This is a genomic window from Vibrio thalassae (genome assembly GCF_900089835.1).
GTDB lineage: Bacteria > Pseudomonadota > Gammaproteobacteria > Enterobacterales > Vibrionaceae > Vibrio > Vibrio thalassae.
Genome location: NZ_OANU01000073.1, coordinates 77,397 through 98,336, shown reverse-complemented (window position 1 = coordinate 98,336; position 20,940 = coordinate 77,397). Strand labels below are relative to the sequence as shown.

Sequence of the window (20,940 nt, the reverse complement as noted above, 5' to 3'; positions counted from 1 at the left end):
TCAAAGCCAGCGACTATCGCCAAGTTCGCGCAATTCTACCGAAGCGGTTGATTAAATCCTAGTCCTTACCAGACAGTTATTGATCTTGCGGCTCAAATAACGCCAATAATTCATCGACTTTATTGCGACCAGCACCATTACGACTGATGGTTCGCTTCACCTTGACCACGTTAAGCTGTGCACCATGATACAAGCGACGCGTTAATGTCGTGTCATGATTAGAAATGAGCACCGGAATACCACGATCAAACGCCGCATGTTCAGCAACATCAGCAAGTGCCGCTTGGTCATCAAGACTGAACCCGTTCCCCGCATAAGAGGTGAAGTTGGCCGTGTTCGACAACGGTGCGTATGGTGGATCGCAGTAGATAACACTGCCTTTTCGAGCACGCTTAAAGGTGTCGTGGTAACCCTCACAAACAAACGTGGCTCTCTTGGCTTTTTCCGCAAAGAATATCAGCTCATTTTCGGGAAAATACGGTTTTTTATAAGAACCGAATGGGACGTTAAAACCGCCTTTTTTGTTGTAACGACATAAGCCGTTAAAACCAAAACGGTTCATATAGAGAAAGGCGACAGAGCGAAATAAGACATCGTCACTCTGATTGAACTGAGCACGTATATCCAAATACACTTCTTTGCGATTATGCTCAGCAGTGAATAGGCGCTTAGCTTCAGAGATATAAGTCTCTGGATCTGTTTTTAACAGATTATAGAGATTAATTAGGTCGGGGTTGATATCAGCAAGCAGATACTGCTCATAGTCAGTATTAAGGAAGATAGACCCAGCACCAACGAAAGGCTCTACCAGCTTTCTTGCGTCTGGCAAATGCTTTTGAATGTCTTCAACCAAGCCATATTTTCCACCAGCCCACTTAAGAAAGGCGCGTTGCTTTTTCATTACTTGCTCTATCTACTGCCACCCCAAAAATTAAGGCTGGGGAATATATCATAATTCAATTTGTTATGTTTACCTTTCTAGTAGAAAGGTCTGTGAAAATCACTCATACGCCCAGTAAAAGATCACTCTTTCCAACGAGTAATCTCGCGCTGCACTTGGCTAAGCGATTTTGGCCAAGGCCCAAGAGACTGGATATCTTCAGGCAAGGCTTCTGCTGCATCACGTGCGGTTTGAATACTTAGGTACACATCGTAAGTCACGATATACCATTTTTCATCACCACGTAATGTTGGATATATACGAACTGGTTTATCAAACGTATGTTGATTCAAAAACAGTTGTACATCTTTTAGCTCCGTCATCGCAGCGATTTGTAATGTGTAGTGGTTTACAGGTAAGGCATTCAGTTCCTCACGAGCAAAGGAAAACGTAATCGGTGTTTGCGGCTTTTGTACATTATCCACCACATCCACTTTTGGCGTCACGACATTTTGAATCTCAGCAGCATTTGTCACCGCAACCTCGGTGTTGTCATCAAGCAAAGCATCAACAACATCTGAGGTAATGACAACGCGTTCACCAGATTCTGCCACACCGACACTCGCAGTTTCTGAAGTAACAGCAGGAGGAAGGGAGGCGGTATCGTCCGTCGGTTCCAGCTGAGAGGGCATTTCTTTATTTGCCCCTTTCGCTTGTTCTTCAGTAGCGGCATCAGTGGGGCCATCTAAGGTAGGTATCACCGTTTGCTCAATCGGTACTTCGCTGGGTTCTGTAGGCGGCGTTGCTGGCGATTTTAGCAACCAACTATAGCCTAAGAACAGCAGCAGAACGATCACCGCCACTGTCGCTGCAATCTTGGCAGGTGAACCAACCAATGAACGAATAATCACCTTCTTTTCCATCTTTTGTTCTCCTAACGCCAGAATCTCACCCGGGAGCGGTGTAATGTTAGTAAACGCACTTTTGACTCTTTTTTCAACGCTTTCATCTATATAGCGTAGTACCATAGTGTCAAAAAAACGCTCAGCCTCCACGTCGGTCAACGCGTCTATATCCAACTCTACCGGCTTATTGTCAAAGCCATGACTCAATCGAGACAATCGAGAGCTAAGCGAATCGCTGGCACTGAACAATACAATACTGATGTTCTGTTTGGTGACATGCAAAGAGGCGGTATACAGCAGCCAAAGCTCAGCGAGTAAAGCTTGTGAAATGTGCTGAGCATCATCGACGACAATAACAATGTTGCTTGCCTCACCGTCAAGAATTCGCTCAACGCTTTCATGCAATGAATCTGTTGCACTGTACATTGAATGAGGAAATAGCTGACGAAGAATATTACTGCGATTCACTTCATCATCTTGATTTGCGAAACAGGTAATTAGAGATTGATTTTTGCCATGTGCCCAAGCTTCGAGATAACGGTGTGCAAGCCACGTTTTTCCCGCACCAGCGTCACCCTTGATAACGACAAAACTCGACGCAAATTGAGTCAGTAGCTGCACACGCTCTAGCAGTTGGGTCTGCGAATCCAGTTCTAACACTCGCAGCTCATACGACAAACTCATTCTGATCCTATCTACCTAGTCATTAAACCTAAAAAAGGCCCCTTTACGGAGCCTCACATCTAACTTACTTTCCATCGCAGCGACAATAGCAACACTACTGTCGGCACAAATCGATAGCTTGTTTTATGATGTCACTCGGAACGTCAGAGACCACCTGAGCAGTACCAACAGAGGTTGGTAACACAAGGCGTAATTTACCCGACAAGACTTTTTTATCACGCATCATGTGCTTGATAAAGTCTGCAAAGCTCATGGATTCCGGCGTATGCACAGGCAGTTTAGCGCGCTCTAACAACGTGATGATACGCTGTACTTGTTCAGCGCTGATATCGCCAAGTAAATGAGCAGTATGGGCGGCCATGGCTGTACCGGAAGAGACGGCCTCTCCGTGTAACCATTTACCATACCCTAGTTCGGCTTCAATCGCATGACCAAATGTATGACCTAGATTCAATAACGCGCGAATACCCGACTCTTTCTCATCTTGAGCCACAACCTCAGCCTTAATCTGACAGCAGCGAGCAATAGCATAAGTCAGTGCTTGTTGATCCAAGGCATAAAGCCTATCGAGGTTTTCCTCAAGCCATTCAAAGAAGGCTTCATCATAGATAATACCGTACTTTATCACCTCAGCAATACCTGCCGCGAATTCACGTTCAGGCAGAGTTTTCAGGCAGTCGGTATCAATGATGACAGATTGAGGCTGATAAAAAGCGCCAATCATATTTTTGCCAAGATCGTGGTTTACCGCCGTTTTGCCACCCACAGATGAATCAACTTGGGATAGAAGCGTGGTTGGGATTTGAATAAAATCCACCCCACGTTGATAGCAAGCGGCAGAGAAGCCAACAAGATCACCGATTACGCCACCACCAAGGGCAACCACCACCACATCGCGGCCGTAATTGCCCGACAACATGTGTGTCATCACCGTGTTGAAAGTATCTAGTGTCTTGTATTGCTCGCCATCAGGCAGTTCGAGTAAAGAGGTTTTGCAACCTTTGTTATCAAGCTGCTGGAGAATAGCTTTAGCGTAGAGGGGAGAAACGGTGGTGTTGGTAATAACAACCACTGATTTTCCGTCTGGAATTTGGGCAAATTGAGCCGAGTCATTAAATAACCCGGCACCAATTGAAATTGGGTAGCTGCGCTCACCAAGATCGACCGTAATCCGTTCCATGGGTTGCTCTCCTATTGAAGAAAGAAAGTTAGACTTGACCTTCTTCTAGCATTTTTACGATCTGGTTGGCTACCACTTTTGCACTTTGATCATCGGTACGAACCACGTAGTCCGCCACGTCTTTGTATAGATCATTGCGCTCGTCCGCTAGAGACTCAAGCACTTCGCGCGGATTGTCCGTTTGAAGCAGCGGGCGTTTTTTGTCGCGATTTGTGCGAGCAAGCTGTTTTTCGATGGTTGTTTCAAGGTAGACAACAATACCACGCGCAGAAAGGCGATTACGGTTGTCTTTACTTTTAACTGAACCACCACCTGTAGCAAGTACAATACCTTGCTGTTCGGTAAGATCGTTAATAACGGATTCTTCGCGTTTGCGGAACCCCTCTTCACCTTCAACGTCAAACACCCATGCGATGTCTGCGCCTGTACGCTCTTCAATTACTGTATCAGAGTCAACAAACTCCATGTGTAGTTGTTGAGCTAGGTGTCTACCGATTGTACTTTTGCCGGCACCCATAGGGCCAACAAGAAAAATATTACGTTTCTCAGCCATGTTTAGCATTAATTTACAACGTTAATTCAATGACATCGCCACAAGAAAAGACCGAAAAGAAGCCTCGGAAAAAAGGGCTTGTGGCACCGATTCCTCACAGATAAGTCGTGATAAGACCCGAAATTATCAAGGTAAGGTGTCTTGAATGCAACTTTATTTTTAGTCCTTTTGAATTATTCGATAATTTACAGTTAGTTACTGAGTAATAATCTTAGGGGTCACGAAGATCAGTAACTCATTCTTACCAATGTTTTCATAGGTTCGTCTAAATAATGCACCCAACCCTGGAATATCCCCAAGCAGCGGCACTTTGTCCACCTTACTGGTCATCGCGTGTTGAAAAATCCCACCTAGTACCACGGTTTCACCATCGTTAACCAATACTTGAGTTCCTATTCTTTGCGTATCTATCGCTACGGTCTCGCCCTCTAGTGTTTTCAATACTTCCCCAACTCTATCTTGGGTCACATCCAGATCGAGAATTAGACGATTATCGGGTGTGATTTGTGGGGTCACCGTCAAGGAGAGGACCGCTTTCTTAAATTCGACCGCGGTCGCACCACTTGATGTCGATTTCAAATAAGGAATTTCCGTTCCTTGCTCTATATAGGCCGACTTTTTATTGGTGGTGATAAGACGGGGCTGGAGATGATTTCTGCTTTCGATTCGCTTTGTAATGCCGATAACTCCAAATCAAGCAACGTATTTGAACCTAAGCTTGCTACTTGAAAGGCAATACTGGCGGCGTTATCCGACAACGTGCCAAGGTTAACATTTAACAAGTCATCGATATCAACCTCTCCCCCGCCAATACCCGAAGACGCGAGGTTACCTTCTATTGTACTACCTATCGTGGTATCACCATGAATCGAGGTATAACCCCATCGTATCCCCAACTCTTCAATATTGCCCTCTTTGATAGTAACCACCCGCGCTTCAATTTGTACCTGTTTCACAGGTACATCGAGAGAGGCAATGATCTCTTTAATCACACTAAGATTTTCAGGCAGTTCTCGCACCAATAAGGCGTTGGTGCGCTCATCGATAGCAACTGACCCTCGTTCAGACAACATACTGACATCACTATCTCCACCAATCATGGCCGCTACATCTGCCGCTTTAGCATAGTTAATGTTAATGATTTCCGATTTGAGCTGACCAATTTGCTCGGCCAAACGGCTTTTCTCTAAGGCTTGTGTCTCTTGTAAATCTAACTCCGCTCTCGGTGCCACCAAGATGATGTTGCCTTTGACGCGTTTATCTAACCCTTTGACACGTAATATAATATCGAGAACTTCGGTCCACGGCACGCCGTCTAGACGTAAGGTTAAATTACCTTGGACACTATCTGATACCACTAAGTTAAAGTGGTTATAATCGGCTAATAGCTGCAATACACTGCGAACAGGAATGTCTTGAAAGTTGATGGATGTAAGCTTCTTACTATGTTCTCCTAACAATGTTTGTTCATCCGTTTGCTGTTGAGACAAGGGCAAGACAGTCACTCTCAACTGCTTATTTTGTATCGTATATTGATAGTGTACCGGCGCGGCCGTTTCAACGCGGATTCGAGCATCTGGATTGTCATCGAACAGTTCTATGACCTTTACCTGCGTCGCAAAGTCTGTCACATCCAAAATTGCCAACTGTTCTGACGTTATTTGTGTTTTTTTCAACACGATATTAACCGCCTGATTATCAGCGCTAATATCCACGACACTGCCTACTTGAGAGAGCTCGACAACAATGACCGCGCGCCGCTGCTTATCTAACTCAAATGAGACATCAGTGATGGTGTTACTAGACGCCTTCGCAAACAGTTCAAAACTGCATAACGACACCAAAACCCAGAAAAGACGCCCACACCAAACTACTTTCTTATTCGTCACCGTCAGACTCTCCATTACTTAAGTGCCAATGTCATTTTCCTTTGACGCCAACAGCCAAGTCCATCCGGAAGCGTTTCATGGATAACCAAACTATCTGGTGTTATCTGTTTGACTAGACCACTGTTTTCACCGATGTACTGCCCGACTTTCACCGCGACCACTTGGTTAATGGGAATGGCGACCAAACCAGTTAATTGCTCTCCTTTTCCCATTACCCCCTTTAACTGCAACTCGCTAAGCAAATAGCGTTCTAGCGGCATTTTGCTGCGCTGTTTGGGCTGCCAACACGACAAATTTGCACTGGATGATGAGTGCTCCTGAGCAGCTTCAGGCAAGCTAAAAGGTGTTCCTTGAGTGACAGAATGAAACTTGATCGCTTGAATTGGAGTAAACAAGGGCATTCGGGCATGCGTTAGCTGAGCGTCCCGCAGTGTTTGAGTAACAAATGGCTCTAACGGTTCTTGATTTGCTAAACAACCAAACAATATGACACTACTAAGGAGTACAATATTAATTCTGACTAACACTATTCCCATCCTTTGGCTTTTCAACTAGCTGATACGTCGCAGCTTGAACGCGAAAATGCAACACACTGCTCTCCTGACTGACGCGTTGCCACTCTGCGTCTTCGATAAGTACCATGCGAGGCAATTCTGCAATCGCTTGACTGTAATGTCCGATATCGTTGTAATGCCCGGTCAGCTCTAAGTTAATTGGCAACCTGTAAAGGAAGTTATCCGCTACTCTTTTCCCCCAATCGATTCGAGTAAACGTTAACTGGTTATGTAGACCTTCTTCATTAACACCGGCAAGCAACCTAGCCAGCTCTTGCTGCGCGGGTAAAAGATGAAGTAACTGTTGATAGTGATTGATTAACAGATCCAGTTGCTGCTGCTTGTGAGGGAGGTTCGCAGCCCGTTTGACCACTGATTTCAGCTCTAGCTTCAAGCGATGCTCCGATTGTGTGGCGTATTGTATTTCATTGAACTGAGAGCGTGCAGTTAGCCATAACGAGATCGCCATTGTGATGACACCAACCAGCAAGCTCAGCATAACTTGATGCCTGAATGGCCAATCCTTAATGTCATCCAAGTCAAAGTCCAGCATCACTGACTACCCCCTTTTTTTGGATCGTTGCGCGGTGTCATCTCTGGCAGCAAGCGGTTTAACGACACTTGGAATGACAATTCAAAAGCTTGGTAGCTATTATTAAAACGCTGACGATCGTGAACAATGGAGTGCATTTCTACATACGTAACCGCAAGCTCTCGTTCAAAGCGTTCTAACATCTGGGCCAGAAGCGCCGTGTTTTCACTAATGCCAGACAACTTAAAACGATCTCCTCTCATACGTATCTTGTCGATATACACCCCTTGAGGAACAAGCATCGGAATGAGATTCATCACCGCGGTTGTTTTGCTTCTTTTCAATTGCAGCGTTTTTATGTATTCAAGGCGATCATCGAACTCCTCATACTGCGTCATCACATCGGATAACCGATTCACTTTCTGACGCTGTTCGCTGATAGCGTGTTGCAGATAGTCAAGGCGCTGAAGTTGGCGTGTCATTTCTGCAGCCAAATAACGCTCGATTAACGCGGATATGAGATAACCGAACAACACGGCACAAGTGAGCAGCAGAATGCATCGCTGTCTGTGGTAACGTCGTTTATGCTCACGCCAAGGCAACAGATTAATGGTCGACATTTAGCGCTCCTTGAACCATTGGATCGCGGAATAAGCAGTCCCTAAAGCAGTGACAAACGCACTTCCTATTTGCGACTGGTTTTCGGTAAAAGAGGGAAGATAATTATTGATGCTTTCGACAGTCATGTTAGTGCGACTGGCAATCATGCTTATCATTTCGTCATCATTGGCATGCCCTCCTGTAACCAGTATGCCATCAATCGTTTTGCCATTTAGCATAGAACGGTAGAGTTGCAGCTGGGTATTCGCCTTGAGCAGCGCCGCGTCCAAACGTAGGGTAATAGCAGGCTTATAAGATGTCTGAAAACTGAGACTGACCTCATCTTCAGACGGCAACATCCAGACTTTATGTAATTCGATTGGTAACAAGTTTGGCGGCAATAAAGAAACATAAGTGTGGCCAATATCGATCAACACTCTACGGCTCAGGTGTGGAAATTTGCTAAGCAATAGCTTGTGAAAACTGCGCAAAGAATGAACATTACTGCTAACCAATTCCGGTTTAAAGCCAATTGCTTTCACAGCCTGCTGCCAGTTATCCATAGTATGTCGGCGAGTGACATGGACCTGATACGCGATATTCTCGCCATTAATGCTCGGTTGGTTGTTACAGTCAGCAACGAAATCGAGCGCCAGCGCATCATTGTCAAACGGGGACTGATAATTCATCGCTTGATACACAGCATACTCTAATTCATCTTCTGCCAATCGCGCGTCCAGCGTAATCACTTTGCTCATTACAGCACTTGCTGGAATCGTGACTGCCGCTTTTTTATGGAAAATAGGCGCGATCTTTCGTAGAATTTTAAGTTTCTTTACAGTTTCTTGATGTTTGAGCGTATGCGGATCAGCGAAAATGGCGCCGCAACCATTAAGCTCTAGTTGGTTTACAATTTTGATGTCGGTGTCTTCATAATTCAGCACCACGGCTTTGGTACTGTGATGGCCGATATCGATACCTGTAATCCATTTTCTTGCCATTTAAATAACCTCAACGAATGCATTAACAACGTGAAAAGGTTGAGATCGACGCTCAAATAAGCGTTAATTAACCCGAATAGGTAAATTTTTGGTCTAGAGTACAAGTAATTGCCTACCCATAACCTTAATTAATCAGGGAATCTCCGGTGAAGTTCATAAAGAGACTGTTGGTTTTTGCATTGATTTGCATGCTGCTTGGAGTCGGTACCATCTTCGGGTTTTACTACTACGTAAAGCCTGAGCTACCCGACGTTGCAACGTTAAAAGATGTACAACTACAAACTCCAATGCAGGTGTTTAGCCAAGATGGGAAGTTGATCGCACAGTTTGGCGAAAAACGTCGTATACCAATATCTTACGATGAGATTCCTCCAGAACTTATCGATGCTTTGATTGCGACGGAAGACAGTCGCTACTACGACCACTATGGCTTTGACCCAATAGGGATTACGCGTGCGGCGTTTGCAGTGATCGCATCAGGCAGTGCCTCTCAAGGGGCCAGTACCATTACTCAACAGCTGGCACGTAACTTCTTCTTGTCTAATGAGAAGAAGGTTATGCGTAAAATCAAAGAGATCTTTATTGCGGTTCACATTGAGCAACTGCTGAGTAAGCAAGAAATCATGGAGCTGTACGTCAACAAGATCTTCCTCGGTTACCGTTCATACGGTTTTGGCGCCGCAGCTCAAGTCTATTTTGGACGCGACCTCAAAGATCTAACACTAAGCGAGATTGCCGTGTTGGCTGGCTTACCTAAAGCACCATCAACGATGAACCCGATTTACTCGGTCGAGCGTGCAACGCAACGCCGCAATGTCGTACTCTCTCGTATGCTGTCAGAGAAATACATCACTCAAGCACAGTTTGATGAGGCTCGTAGCGAACCTATCATTTCTCAATATCACGGTGCAGAGATTGAACTCAGCGCACCCTATGTTGCAGAGATCGCTCGTGCTTGGATGGTAAATCGCTACGGTGAAGCGGCCTATGAATCAGGCATGCGCGTCACCACAACGATTGACTCTAAACTACAAAAAGCAGCCCATATTGCCGCCATCAAAAATCTACTGAGCTACGATGAACGTCACGGCTATCGCGGTGCTGAAAAAGTACTTTGGAAACCGGGACAAACCGCAATGAGCGAAGAAGAAATCATCAAACATCTTCGTAGCCAGCCGACTTATGGTGAATTGCGCCCTGCGGTCGTTGACAAAGTCGCAGGTAAAACAGCCACGGTATACGTTAAGAGCTATGGTGAGCAGACGATTGATTGGGACAACATGAAATGGGCTCGTAAGTTTAGAACCGATGATCGTCAAGGCGATGCGCCAAAAACTGCATCAGACATTTTAGCGGTTGGTCAACAAATTTGGGTGCGTGCGGCTGACTTGGACGGTACGCCAGATGTAGCTCCAGAAGACAAAGAAGTCCAAACTGAAGACGGTGAAATGCCAGAACCGGTGGCGATTTCTTGGCGCTTAAGTCAAGTACCAAATGCCAATACCGCTTTTGTTGCAATCAACCCTGAAAATGGCGCTGTACTGTCGTTAGTGGGTGGTTTTAACTTTGTTCACAGCAAGTTCAACCGCGCTACTCAATCAGTAAGACAGGTAGGTTCTAGTATCAAACCATTTATTTATGCGGCAGCACTGGATAAAGGGATGACACTTGCCAGTCTGGTTAATGATGCGCCTATAAATAAATGGGATAAGAGCGCGGGTACCGCTTGGCGCCCGAAAAACTCACCACCGACTTACACTGGTCCTACTCGCCTAAGAATTGGTTTGGCACAGTCTAAGAACGTCATGGCGGTGCGAGTGCTCCGTGAAGTCGGCTTAGATGAAACTCGCGATTACCTGACTCGTTTTGGCTTTGATAAATCCAAGCTACCACGTTCAGAAACCATCGCTTTGGGTGCAGGCAGTTTAACGCCAATTCAGATGGCACAAGGTTTCTCCGTGTTTGCTAATGGTGGCTACTATGTAGAGCCTTATTACATCAGTAAAGTTGAAGACCCATTTGGTAAGATTGAGTTTGAAGCAAATCCAAAGGTGGTCTGCCACCAAGATTGCCCACAAATGCAAGCACCAGAAATGGTCGATGCCAGCAACGATGATGGCACAGCACCAAGTGTTGAAGAAGCAACTAACGCGACAGAATTGGCGCCGGTTGATATTGCTCAGTTCAATGAAGAAGACATGGTAACGGATCAGCCGCGCTATGCGCCAAAAGTCCTGTCTGAACAAACGGCGTTCTTAACTCGAGAGATGCTCTACAGCAACGTGTGGGGTGGCGGCAGCTGGCGAGATGGCACTGGCTGGAATGGCACCGGTTGGCGTGCACAAAAGCTGAAGCGTCGTGATATTGGTGGTAAAACCGGTACGACCAACGATTCGAAAGATGCATGGTACAACGGCTATGGTCCAGGTATTGTTGCTACCGCGTGGGTTGGCTTCGATGACCACCAGCGCAAGCTAGGACGTACTACCGCGAACCCGAACTTAGGTAAAGACCAAATTACTGGAGCTGAAGCAGGGGCTAAAACGGCACAGCCAGCTTGGGTCGACTTTATGCATGTTGCGTTAGAAGGTCATCCACAACAAGCGAAGCAAATCCCGAATGACATCACCCGTGTTCGTATTGATCGTGATTCAGGGCTGCTCACCAATAAAACAGATGGTTCGACTATGTTTGAATACTTCAAAATTGGCACTGAGCCAAAAGAATATATTCAAGACAGTCTTACTGACACCTTGTATTCAAGTGATGAGTCGGGTGGTGATAGTCTGTTCTGACGATATGGAAGGGACCTTGCGTTCCTTCTATCATCGGTTAAGCATAGAAGCCATACCTAGAATTTTCACCCCTGCTTAGGCAGGGGTCTATCTAAAGCATGTTCAGTGGGTTATCAGCCTAAATACTCAGTAATTGCCTTCGCCAACTTTTCAAATCTTGCGCGCAGTGGCGAGCCTGGTCGATAGGCTAAAACAATGCTTCGAGAAGGCGTTGGGTTCACAGCTTTAAGATAACACACACCATCTTTCACTTTGCTGCTTGGCAAAGACAACTGTGGAAGCAAGGTAATACCCCCGCCAGCTGCGACCATATTGCGCAACGTTTCCAAACTTGTCGCTTTAAAACGTTCATCATCACGAGCACCAGCAGCAAAACAGAAGCCTAATGCTTGATCTCGTAAACAGTGTCCATCTCCTAGAGAGAGGACTGTCTGACCGTTTAACTCTGCCATTTCAACCTGATCTTTGTGCGCCCATTCGTGGTCACAAGGCACCGCCACACTCATTGGCTCATTGTAGATCTCAATTTCTTTAAACGGCGCGGTTTCCGGTACAGAAGCCAGTACGAGACAATCGAGTTTGCCTTCTTCAAGTTGTCTCACCAGTTGGTGAGTTTGTGCCTCATGCAAGTACAACTCAAGTTCAGGAAAAGAATCTTTCAACTTAGGAATGATTTTAGGTAATAAATAAGGCCCAACAGTAGGAATAAAACCGATATGCATTGGACCGGTCATTTCACCGCTTTGACCTGCTGCCATTTCACAAAACGTTTTTACTTCTTTTAGTACATGTTTAGCTTGTTCCACCAACTGTAGACCCGCTTCAGTAAACAGTACTCTGCGACTACTGCGCTCCAATAGTGACGTACCAATTTCATCTTCAAGTTTACGGATTTGACCACTTAAGGTCGGCTGACTGACAAAACAAGCCTCAGCCGCCTTGCGAAAATGTCTGTGTTCCGCGAGAGCGACCAAGTACTCAAAATCACGAATGTTCATTGCTGACTCCGATAGAATATAGCTATCGATACCATAACAATAAACGATTAGAACTATCAATCCATTTTTTTGATAATGGTCTCAACGAACCAGCGCTGTAAGCGTTAAGCTCATAAAGATTTTCATAGTATTAGAATTTAACATTCCATAAGGACAAGATTATGTTTGCATCTAAAGAAGGCCAAGCCGTTCCTCAAGTAACATTCCCCACTCGCCAAGGAGACGCCTGGGTAAATGTGACCAGCGATGAGCTATTCAAAGGCAAAACGGTTATCGTCTTCAGCTTACCAGGCGCCTTTACGCCAACTTGTTCTTCTAGTCACTTACCACGATACAATGAGCTGTTCCCTGTATTCAAAGAACATGGTGTTGATGAAATCCTTTGTGTGTCCGTCAACGATACCTTCGTAATGAACGCTTGGAAAAACGATCAAGAAGCAGAAAACATTACTTTCATCCCAGATGGTAATGGCGATTTTACTGATGGTATGGGAATGCTGGTTGAGAAAAACGACCTTGGTTTTGGTAAGCGTTCATGGCGCTACAGTATGCTAGTGAAAGACGGCATTGTAGAAAAAATGTTTATCGAACCAAACGAACCTGGCGACCCATTCAAAGTTTCAGACGCTGATACCATGCTTAGCTACATTGCGCCTGATTACCGCACTCAAGAATCTATCACCGTATTCAGCAAGCCGGGCTGCCCTTTCTGTATGAAAGCAAAACAGAACTTAATTGACCACGGCTTGCAGTACGAAGAAGTGATTCTGGGTAAAGATGCGACCACAGTAACGCTACGCGCTATCTCTGGCCGTACTACGGTTCCACAAGTCTTTATCGGCGGTAAACACATTGGTGGTAGTGAGGAACTAGAAGCTTATCTAGGCTAACGCTTCTCATACTCAAATAAACACCAAAAAAGCGAGTCCCATATGGGCTCGCTTTTGGGTTTCATCTTAGGGTAGCTTCTGGCTTACTTTGTCTCAATTTCAGCGGCAATAACAGAAATCTCTACCAACAGCGCTTCACGCGCCATATCACCGGTCACGCACGCACGAGCAGGAGCAAAACCAGCGGGGACCCAAGCATCCCATACCGCGTTCATTGCTTGGAAGTCTTGCATGTCTTTTAGGTAGATAGTTGCCGACAGCATGTGCTCTTTGTCACTACCAGCTTCCAAGAGCAACGCTTCAACCTTATCGAGCATGGTTTGTGTCTGCTCTGTAATATCTTTCGTCGCGTCTGCACAAACCTGACCACATAGGTAAATAGTACCGTTGTGCTTAACAATGCGGCTCATGCGCTCTTTGGTATGGATACGTTCAATCATTCTTCTCTTCTTAGTCTTAGAGGACAGCTTGTAGTGAAACAGGAAAGCGTATTCTAGCGGATTCGATGGCCGTTCAACACGGCGACACTGTGACATGCTTGGCGATAACAGAATTCAATTACAAGATTTGCCGAACGGCAGAAAGAAAAAAGCCCCGTAGTCAACCTTGACTCGGGGCCTTCTTAGATTCTTCTAAGAAAAAGCAGTGGTACTTTAATAGACCGCGCCTTTTCTTGTTGGTTCCCAGAAAAAAGATCTTTTTTAAAAACTTTTTCGATCTTTTTCTCACTCACTTATTTTTCAATGCGTTAGGCTACATTTTTCTTAGTGATAATTTGTTCTACTAAGTTAACCTCTAACGCTACCTCATCACAAGCATGCTGTCTTGGGCACTGATCACAGTCTTTGAGAACTTTTTCAGGCAATAGTGTCTTCGATGTTGGAATGAAATCATGCTTCATAAAGAACTCTGGAGTACGGGTCAGCACAAAGACTTTCTTAATTGCCATCTTACGTGCTTTCTCAACGAGATGTTGCACTATGGCCGTCCCCTGCCCTTGACCTTGCCAGCCTGCTTCAACGCCAAGAGAGCGAATTTCAGCCAGCCCCGAGTCATACACATACAAGGATGCGCAACCGGTCACTTCGCCATGATGCTCTGCGACTGCAAAAGAGCCGATATCACGCACCAATTCATTACGACTACGCGGTAAATTCTCTCCAAGGTTAGCCCAATAAGCCACCATACTTTCTAACGCATCAATATCGGTGAGTCTGGCTGAGCGCACTTTCACCGCTGAATTATCACGCGCACTCAGGCGTTTCGTTGCTTGCTCAACTGCATACGCCACTTGTTGAGGAGCCACTCCCCCTAAGGCACTGCGTTTCTCCAGACAGCTCTCAATGGTTAAAATGTCGTACACGTCTTGCTCAATAACCGGCGAGAACTCTTGCAACTCTGCAATAGAAAGCTCTTCCAGCGCACAGCCTTTGGCAATAGCACTCACAACCGCAACACCGACAATATGGTGTGCTTCACGGAATGGAATGCCTTTTGCGACCAGATAATCGGCAAGCTCCGTTGAATTGGCATAGCCTTGTTTCGCCGCTTCAAGAGTACGTTCACCATTTACTTTAATGCCATCAAAACACAGTGCTGCCATTTCCATGCAGTCGTTCCAAGTATCCAATGCATCGAACAGGCCTTCTTTGTCTTCCTGCATGTCTTTGTTGTAAGCAAGTGGCAGTGCCTTTACTGTCATCATCATGCCAGCTAAGGCACCGTAGACGCGGCCTGTTTTACCACGAATGAGCTCCAGCGCATCTGGGTTCTTTTTCTGTGGCATAAGAGAAGAGCCAGACGTGACGGTATCAGCAAGCTCAATAAAATTAGATTCGCCTGAGTTGTAGAAGATCATGTCTTCCGCAAGACGAGATAGGTGCAGCATCGAAATAGAAGCAATGGACATCAGCTCCATCACATGATCACGATCGGAAACGGAATCTAGACTATTACGCGTTGCTCTTCTAAAGCCGAGGTTGTGAGCCAGTTGCTCCCTATCCATCGGATAAGCCGTGCCTGCAAGTGCACCGGAGCCTAATGGACAAGTATCCAGGCGTTTGATAGCATCTTCCAGACGTGAGTAATCACGCTCAAACATTTCTACATACGCCAAACTCCAATGCGCAAATGTCACCGGTTGAGCACGTTGTAAGTGTGTATAGCCAGGAAGCACAGTGTCTTGATGAACTCTCGCCACTTCAACCATTTGCGATTGTAATCTGTCCAAACCGAGTAATAGCTGTTGACCTTGCTGACGACACCATAATTTCAGATCGGTTGCTACTTGGTCATTACGAGAGCGTCCGGTATGCAGCTTTTTACCGAGGTCGCCAACTTTGCTAATAAGCTGTTGTTCAACCCAACTATGAATATCCTCCGCGTCAGAGCGTAAGATTTGCTTAGGGTTTTCCATCACCTCTAGCTTTAGCTCGTTTAGCGCTAACTCTAACTTCTGCTGTTCTTCTTCGGTCAGTACATTCACCGATACCAGCGCTTTTGACCAAGCAATTGAGCCAACAATGTCTTGCTCAGCAAGTCGGTAATCAAAGCGTAATGAATCATTAAAATCTTTGAATCTCGTATCTGCTGCTTGGGTAAATCTTCCGCCCCATAATGCCATCGTGTCTCTCCTAACTGCTCAATCTTCACTGCTTTGTTCGGCTTGAATCTGATGCAACTCAGTTTCTTTATTGTTAGGGTTCAACTTACGGCAAATTGAATTAAAAATAAAGTAAAAATTCACTTATTTCACATAAATATTCAACAAGTGTATTCAAGACTGATATTGCGGCAAATAGCAAGAAACCCATTTGATAGCAAATGGGTTTCTTTATTTCAAACAGTATAGCGAAGCTTGAGAGCTTGCGCAGTGCGCGAGGTGATTACTTATTCTTTGCTGCGTTTAATGCACGGATACGACTTGAAAGTGAGTACAGGCGGATAAAACCTTCCGCATGACTTTGGTCATAGACTTCATCTGCGCCAAATGTCGCGAACTCTTCAGAGTAAAGACTGTTCACACTGCGCTTTTGCGTCACAACCGCTTGCCCTTTATAAAGCTTGATAACAACCTCACCATTGACGTCTTTCGCTAACTCCTCTGACGCCGCTAAAATTGACTTACAAAGTGGCGTAAACCAACGACCATCATAAACAAGGTGAGACGCTTTGATACCCAGCTCTTCACGGAACTCAAAAGACGTTTTATCTAGTACTAATTGCTCAACAGCACGCAAGGCTTCCATCATGATAGTGCCTCCTGGAGTTTCGTAGCAGCCACGGGACTTCATGCCAACCAAGCGGTTTTCAACGATGTCGATACGGCCTACACCATGCTTCGCGCCCTTTTCATTCAAATAGACCAGCGCGTTGTATGGTGTCATTTGCTCCCCGTCAACGCCAACCACTTCACCTTGCTTCACTTCTAGCGTGACATATTCCGCTTCGTTAGGCGCTTGCTCAGGGTCGACCGTCCACACCCAACAATCTTCATTTGGCGCATTCCAAGTACTCTCAAGCACTCCACCCTCTGTAGAAATGTGCCATGCGTTGGCATCACGAGAGTAAATTTTAGTCAACGATGCGGTACATGGAATATTACGCTCAGCCAGATAGTCTAGACACTCTTCACGACTCACAAGATCCCACTCACGCCAAGGAGCAATCACCGTAAGATCCGGAGCCAGTGCTGCAAATGCACCTTCAAAACGCACTTGATCATTACCTTTACCAGTACAGCCGTGACACAGCGCATCTGCACCGACTTTGCGCGCCACTTCCACCTGCGCTTTCGCAATAATCGGACGTGCCATAGAGGTGCCTAACAGGTACTTTCCTTCGTAGTAGGCGCCCGTTTTCAGTGTCGGATAGATGTAATCGGCGACCATTTCTTCTTTCAGGTCTGCGATATAACACTCAGATGCCCCCGATGCTTTGGCTTTTTCTTCAATGCCAATCAATTCTTCTTCACCCTGACCAACATCGGCAACGAATGCCACGACTTCACAGTTGTAGTTTTCTTTTAGCCACGGAATGATGACTGACGTATCTAGACCGCCGGAATAGGCTACAACAACTTTTTTTACAGATGGTTTGCTCATTTTTCTCTCCTTATCCGAGCCTGATTTTGGCGGTCAGTGCCTCGGGTTACTCAACTCTTCAGATAACTGTTACTACAAAAATTAATTGGGTACGAACTGGGTGCCGATACTTTTACCAGCAAACAGGTCGACTAATTTGTTCGGATAGCGCCAAGTGGCGACTTCGATCGGGCGACCAAGATCATTCGCCGCTTCCAGAGCAGCTTGAACTTTTACAATCATGCCATCGGTAATCACTTTACCTTCAATCAAGGCATCCGCTTCTTGTTGAGTTAGGCTTGGTAATAGATGGCCTTTACCGTCCAAGACCCCACTCACATCAGAGAGCAAAACTAACTCCGCATCCAATGCGCCCGCTACCGCTACCGCTGCTTGGTCCGCATTGACGTTCATCAACTGACCTTGGCTATCAAGACCGATTGAACTGATGATTGGCAAGGCGCCTGATTTGAGCACAGCTTGCAATACTGCCGGATTACCTGCCTTCGCACTGCCTACAGCACCAAGTTCAGGATCCAGTTCGGTCACGTCACACAAACCGCCATCAGCAAGGCTAAGGCCCACTGCGTTGATGCCCGCTTTAATCGCGTCACCTTGAAGCAACTTGTTTGCTGTCCCTGCCAGCGCTCCAGCAATGAGTGGGATTTGCTCATACGGGGTCACGCGCAGCCCTTGTTTTTTTATCGTTGGAAGGTTTAATTGCTTCATCAAATCATCCACTAGATAACCGCCACCATGAACAATGACAATCTCACGCTGCGCTTGTTTTTGATAATTAGAAATCGCTGCAAATAGCTGGCCCAGCGTCTGTGTGCAAGATAAGGCAGCACCCCCTAACTTGATGACTAATGGCGGATTTGGATGACTCATACTGCTTTCCTCGCTCTAGATGAGTGCCGTTAACTGGGCAAATTTATTTTTAATGTTTAAGCACTGCATTGCTTGGCTCGACGCCCCTTTTAGCAAGTTATCAATCGCTGAAACAACGATGATATGTTGACCTTGCAACTTCCAACCTAAGTCGCAAAATGGAGTGTGCTCAACATCTTGAATTCTTGGAATAACATTGCCTTTAACGCGTACACAAGGCTGCCCCTGATACGCGGTTGCAAATGCCTCTGCCACTTGCGCTTCCGTCACGCCTTCATTGAGCTTCATCGTGATCGTCGCCAAGATGCCACGTTTAAAATTGCCTAAATGAGGAGTAAAAATCACCTCGCATCCCAAGTGTGTCGCAATCTCTGGTTGATGCCTGTGATTGAACAGCCCGTAAGGTTGCAGGCTGACTTCACAGAAACTATTGGTCATCGTCGCTTTGCGTCCGGCACCAGTCACGCCACTGGTGGCATTAATGACAGGCCACATCTGGGTATCAATTATTCCTGCCTCTAGCAAAGGTTTGATGGCCAATTGTGAAGCGGTTGGGTAACAACCCGGCACAGCCACCAACTGAGCATGTTCAATCTCTTGCGCGTCCCACTCTGCTAAACCATACGCGGCCTTGTCCAACCAGCTTTCATTTTGATGCTCAAAACCATAGAACGTGGTATAAAAATCGTCGGCTTTAACACGATAAGCACCTGATAAGTCAAATACTTGGCAACCTTGGTCTAAAAATTCAGGCGCTAAGTCATGACTGACTTCATGTGCCGTGGCAAGGAAAACAATATCGCACTCACTCGCCACTTGTTTAACGTCGTTTAGGGGTTGAACCGACATATCTACCAAACCTGCGAGTTTGCCGTGTAATTGTGAAATCGGCTTACCAGCATCCACACTATTGGCGGATACATACAAACCTGATAGCGTGAGTTCAGGGTGTTTTGTGACCATAAGAGCAAGCTCTGCTCCTGTGTATCCTGTGGCGCCAATAATGGTCGTTTTCAGCATTTCTCTACATCCGTTAATGAGTCTGTTGAACTAGGCTTGTGATATCGGTTTATGAACATGGCAACTAATGACTATAAATATAGTAAAAAGGTCATTAATTGATTTTTTATTCATTAAATTTGATTTAATATGTTTTTTACCGTCTTAGGATTAATCTGTCAACAGTAGAAGCGAAGATAATATGCAATTACCCAGTTTTTTAGAGGTCTATAAAGGCCTAATTAGCACTCCTTCGATCAGCTCGACTGACCCTAGCTGGGATCATGGCAATGCAAAAGTCATCGAAAAGCTGGCAACTTGGATGAAAGATCTCGGCTTTGATGTTGAAGTGATCGAGGTTGAGCCCAATAAATTCAATATGATAGCCAAGAAGGGCGATGGTGAGGGCGGCTTACTTTTAGCGGGTCACAGTGATACCGTTCCTTATGATGAGGGTCGCTGGAGCTTTAACCCTCACGAATTGACTGAAGCCAACAATCGATTCTACGGATTAGGAACAGCGGATATGAAGGGCTTTTTCGCCTTCATCTACGAAGCGGTTAAGAAAATTGATTGGAGTAAACAGACCAAGCCTCTTTATGTGTTAGCCACATGTGATGAAGAGACGACGATGTTAGGTGCGCGTCACTTTACCGAAAATGCACCGTTCAAACCGGATTATTGCATCATTGGCGAACCAACCAGCTTAGTGCCAATTCGTGGTCACAAAGGCCACGTTGCGAATGCGATACGTGTTACTGGCAAATCGGGTCACTCGTCAGACCCAGCGCTTGGCGTTAATGCCATTGAAATCATGCACGAAGTGTTATTTGCTATGATGAAGCTGCGTGACCGTTTGATTAAAGAGTACCACCACCCAGGATTTGCGATTCCTAGTCCAACCCTCAACCTTGGTCATATTCATGGCGGAGACAGTGCCAACCGAATTTGTGGTTGCTGTGAGCTGCATTACGACGTCAGACCCTTACCAGGCATTAGTCTAGATGGCTTAGATAATTTATTACGTGATGCATTAAAAGAGGTTGAAGCCAAATGGCCGGGCAGATTATCTATCACTGCCTTACATGAACCCATTCCTGGTTATGAGTGCGATCACCATCATCCATTTGTTAGCGGTATGGAAGCGCTGTGTGAAACCTCGTCAGAAACCGTGAACTACTGCACAGAAGCCCCTTTCTTGCAGCAATTGTGTCCAACTTTAGTACTTGGACCAGGTTCCATTGACCAAGCCCATCAACCTAATGAGTTTTTAAGCTTTAAGTTTATCGATCCAACCATCAATATTTTGGCTAAATCTATACGCCAGTATTGTTTCGAGTGACTTACAAACTGTAATAAAATTTCAACAAGTCAATAAACAAAGTTCACCAAGTGTGCGGATTTCGTGCCAAAGCGATAATCGCAAACATGGTTTACTTTATTTGACTCGCACTAACATTTTTAGCTAGATTGTGAGGCTGATAAGGAATAATCGATGTAGTTAAAT

General features: G+C 45.6%; 17 protein-coding genes and 1 pseudogene. 3 read left to right on the top strand and 15 right to left on the bottom strand.

The features are described 5' to 3' along the window. Nucleotides 1-76 precede the first annotated feature (76 nt). The 9 genes and pseudogenes from VTH8203_RS17430 to pilM form a co-directional block, all read right to left on the bottom strand. Nucleotides 77-901, bottom strand: a complete 825-nt coding sequence (locus VTH8203_RS17430) for a Dam family site-specific DNA-(adenine-N6)-methyltransferase (RefSeq protein ID WP_096994807.1) — start codon at nt 899-901, stop codon at nt 77-79. 122 nt (nt 902-1,023) lie between these two features. Then, nucleotides 1,024-2,469: an AAA family ATPase gene (locus tag VTH8203_RS17425; protein WP_096994806.1), complete on the bottom strand. Its 1,446-nt coding sequence runs from the start codon at nt 2,467-2,469 to the stop codon at nt 1,024-1,026. A 94-nt stretch (nt 2,470-2,563) separates the two neighbouring features. Further along, nucleotides 2,564-3,649, bottom strand: a complete 1,086-nt coding sequence (gene aroB / locus VTH8203_RS17420) for a 3-dehydroquinate synthase (RefSeq protein ID WP_096994805.1) — start codon at nt 3,647-3,649, stop codon at nt 2,564-2,566. 28 nt (nt 3,650-3,677) lie between these two features. Continuing rightward, nucleotides 3,678-4,202 carry a shikimate kinase AroK gene (gene aroK, locus VTH8203_RS17415; RefSeq protein ID WP_096994840.1) on the bottom strand — a complete coding sequence of 175 codons (525 nt, stop codon included), beginning with the start codon at nt 4,200-4,202 and terminating at the stop codon, nt 3,678-3,680. 195 nt (nt 4,203-4,397) lie between these two features. After that, nucleotides 4,398-6,106: pseudogene (locus tag VTH8203_RS17410) on the bottom strand (type IV pilus secretin PilQ). Then, nucleotides 6,106-6,618, bottom strand: coding sequence for a pilus assembly protein PilP (locus tag VTH8203_RS17405; RefSeq protein ID WP_158296180.1), 513 nt, complete (start codon nt 6,616-6,618; stop codon nt 6,106-6,108). The pseudogene VTH8203_RS17410 and the gene VTH8203_RS17405 overlap by 1 nt, the downstream one beginning before the upstream one ends. Continuing rightward, nucleotides 6,602-7,198 (bottom strand): type IV pilus inner membrane component PilO, encoded by a 597-nt coding sequence (locus VTH8203_RS17400; RefSeq protein ID WP_096994803.1) that lies wholly within the window; start codon nt 7,196-7,198, stop codon nt 6,602-6,604. The genes VTH8203_RS17405 and VTH8203_RS17400 overlap by 17 nt, the downstream gene beginning before the upstream one ends. Continuing rightward, on the bottom strand, nt 7,198-7,797 hold the full coding sequence (locus VTH8203_RS17395; RefSeq protein ID WP_096994802.1) for a PilN domain-containing protein: 600 nt from the start codon (nt 7,795-7,797) through the stop codon (nt 7,198-7,200). Before VTH8203_RS17395 ends, VTH8203_RS17400 begins: the two co-directional genes overlap by 1 nt. Beyond that, nucleotides 7,798-8,778 (bottom strand): pilus assembly protein PilM, encoded by a 981-nt coding sequence (pilM, locus tag VTH8203_RS17390; protein WP_096994801.1) that lies wholly within the window; start codon nt 8,776-8,778, stop codon nt 7,798-7,800. Between the two features lie 146 nt (nt 8,779-8,924). Here pilM and VTH8203_RS17385 point away from each other — a divergent pair, with 146 nt between their 5' ends. Further along, nucleotides 8,925-11,573 carry a penicillin-binding protein 1A gene (locus tag VTH8203_RS17385; protein WP_096994800.1) on the top strand — a complete coding sequence of 883 codons (2,649 nt, stop codon included), beginning with the start codon at nt 8,925-8,927 and terminating at the stop codon, nt 11,571-11,573. Nucleotides 11,574-11,686: 113 nt separating this feature from the next. On the opposite strand, the gene oxyR is transcribed toward VTH8203_RS17385, so the two are convergent. Further along, nucleotides 11,687-12,571 (bottom strand): DNA-binding transcriptional regulator OxyR, encoded by an 885-nt coding sequence (gene oxyR / locus VTH8203_RS17380; protein WP_096994799.1) that lies wholly within the window; start codon nt 12,569-12,571, stop codon nt 11,687-11,689. 161 nt (nt 12,572-12,732) lie between these two features. On the opposite strand from oxyR, the gene VTH8203_RS17375 reads away from it, so the two are divergent. Beyond that, nucleotides 12,733-13,461 carry a redoxin family protein gene (locus VTH8203_RS17375; protein ID WP_096994798.1) on the top strand — a complete coding sequence of 243 codons (729 nt, stop codon included), beginning with the start codon at nt 12,733-12,735 and terminating at the stop codon, nt 13,459-13,461. A gap of 83 nt (nt 13,462-13,544) precedes the next feature. Here the strand turns inward: VTH8203_RS17375 and VTH8203_RS17370 are convergent, their stop codons facing one another. The 5 genes from VTH8203_RS17370 to argC all read right to left on the bottom strand — a co-directional run bounded on the left by VTH8203_RS17370 (nt 13,545) and on the right by argC (nt 19,454). Next, nucleotides 13,545-13,901, bottom strand: coding sequence for a RidA family protein (locus tag VTH8203_RS17370; RefSeq protein WP_006071144.1), 357 nt, complete (start codon nt 13,899-13,901; stop codon nt 13,545-13,547). A gap of 308 nt (nt 13,902-14,209) precedes the next feature. Further along, nucleotides 14,210-16,084, bottom strand: a complete 1,875-nt coding sequence (gene argH / locus VTH8203_RS17365; RefSeq protein WP_096994797.1) for an argininosuccinate lyase — start codon at nt 16,082-16,084, stop codon at nt 14,210-14,212. A gap of 262 nt (nt 16,085-16,346) precedes the next feature. Then, the gene (locus VTH8203_RS17360) at nt 16,347-17,564 is read right to left on the bottom strand and encodes an argininosuccinate synthase (protein WP_096994796.1); all 1,218 of its coding nucleotides are present in this window, start codon (nt 17,562-17,564) and stop codon (nt 16,347-16,349) included. A gap of 81 nt (nt 17,565-17,645) precedes the next feature. Continuing rightward, on the bottom strand, nt 17,646-18,434 hold the full coding sequence (gene argB / locus VTH8203_RS17355) for an acetylglutamate kinase (protein ID WP_096994795.1): 789 nt from the start codon (nt 18,432-18,434) through the stop codon (nt 17,646-17,648). Nucleotides 18,435-18,449: 15 nt separating this feature from the next. After that, the gene (gene argC / locus VTH8203_RS17350) at nt 18,450-19,454 is read right to left on the bottom strand and encodes an N-acetyl-gamma-glutamyl-phosphate reductase (protein WP_096994794.1); all 1,005 of its coding nucleotides are present in this window, start codon (nt 19,452-19,454) and stop codon (nt 18,450-18,452) included. 181 nt (nt 19,455-19,635) lie between these two features. Here argC and argE point away from each other — a divergent pair, with 181 nt between their 5' ends. Beyond that, a complete protein-coding gene (gene argE, locus VTH8203_RS17345) occupies nt 19,636-20,775 on the top strand; it encodes an acetylornithine deacetylase (RefSeq protein ID WP_096994793.1) in 1,140 nt (379 codons plus the stop codon). Nucleotides 20,776-20,940 lie beyond the last annotated feature (165 nt).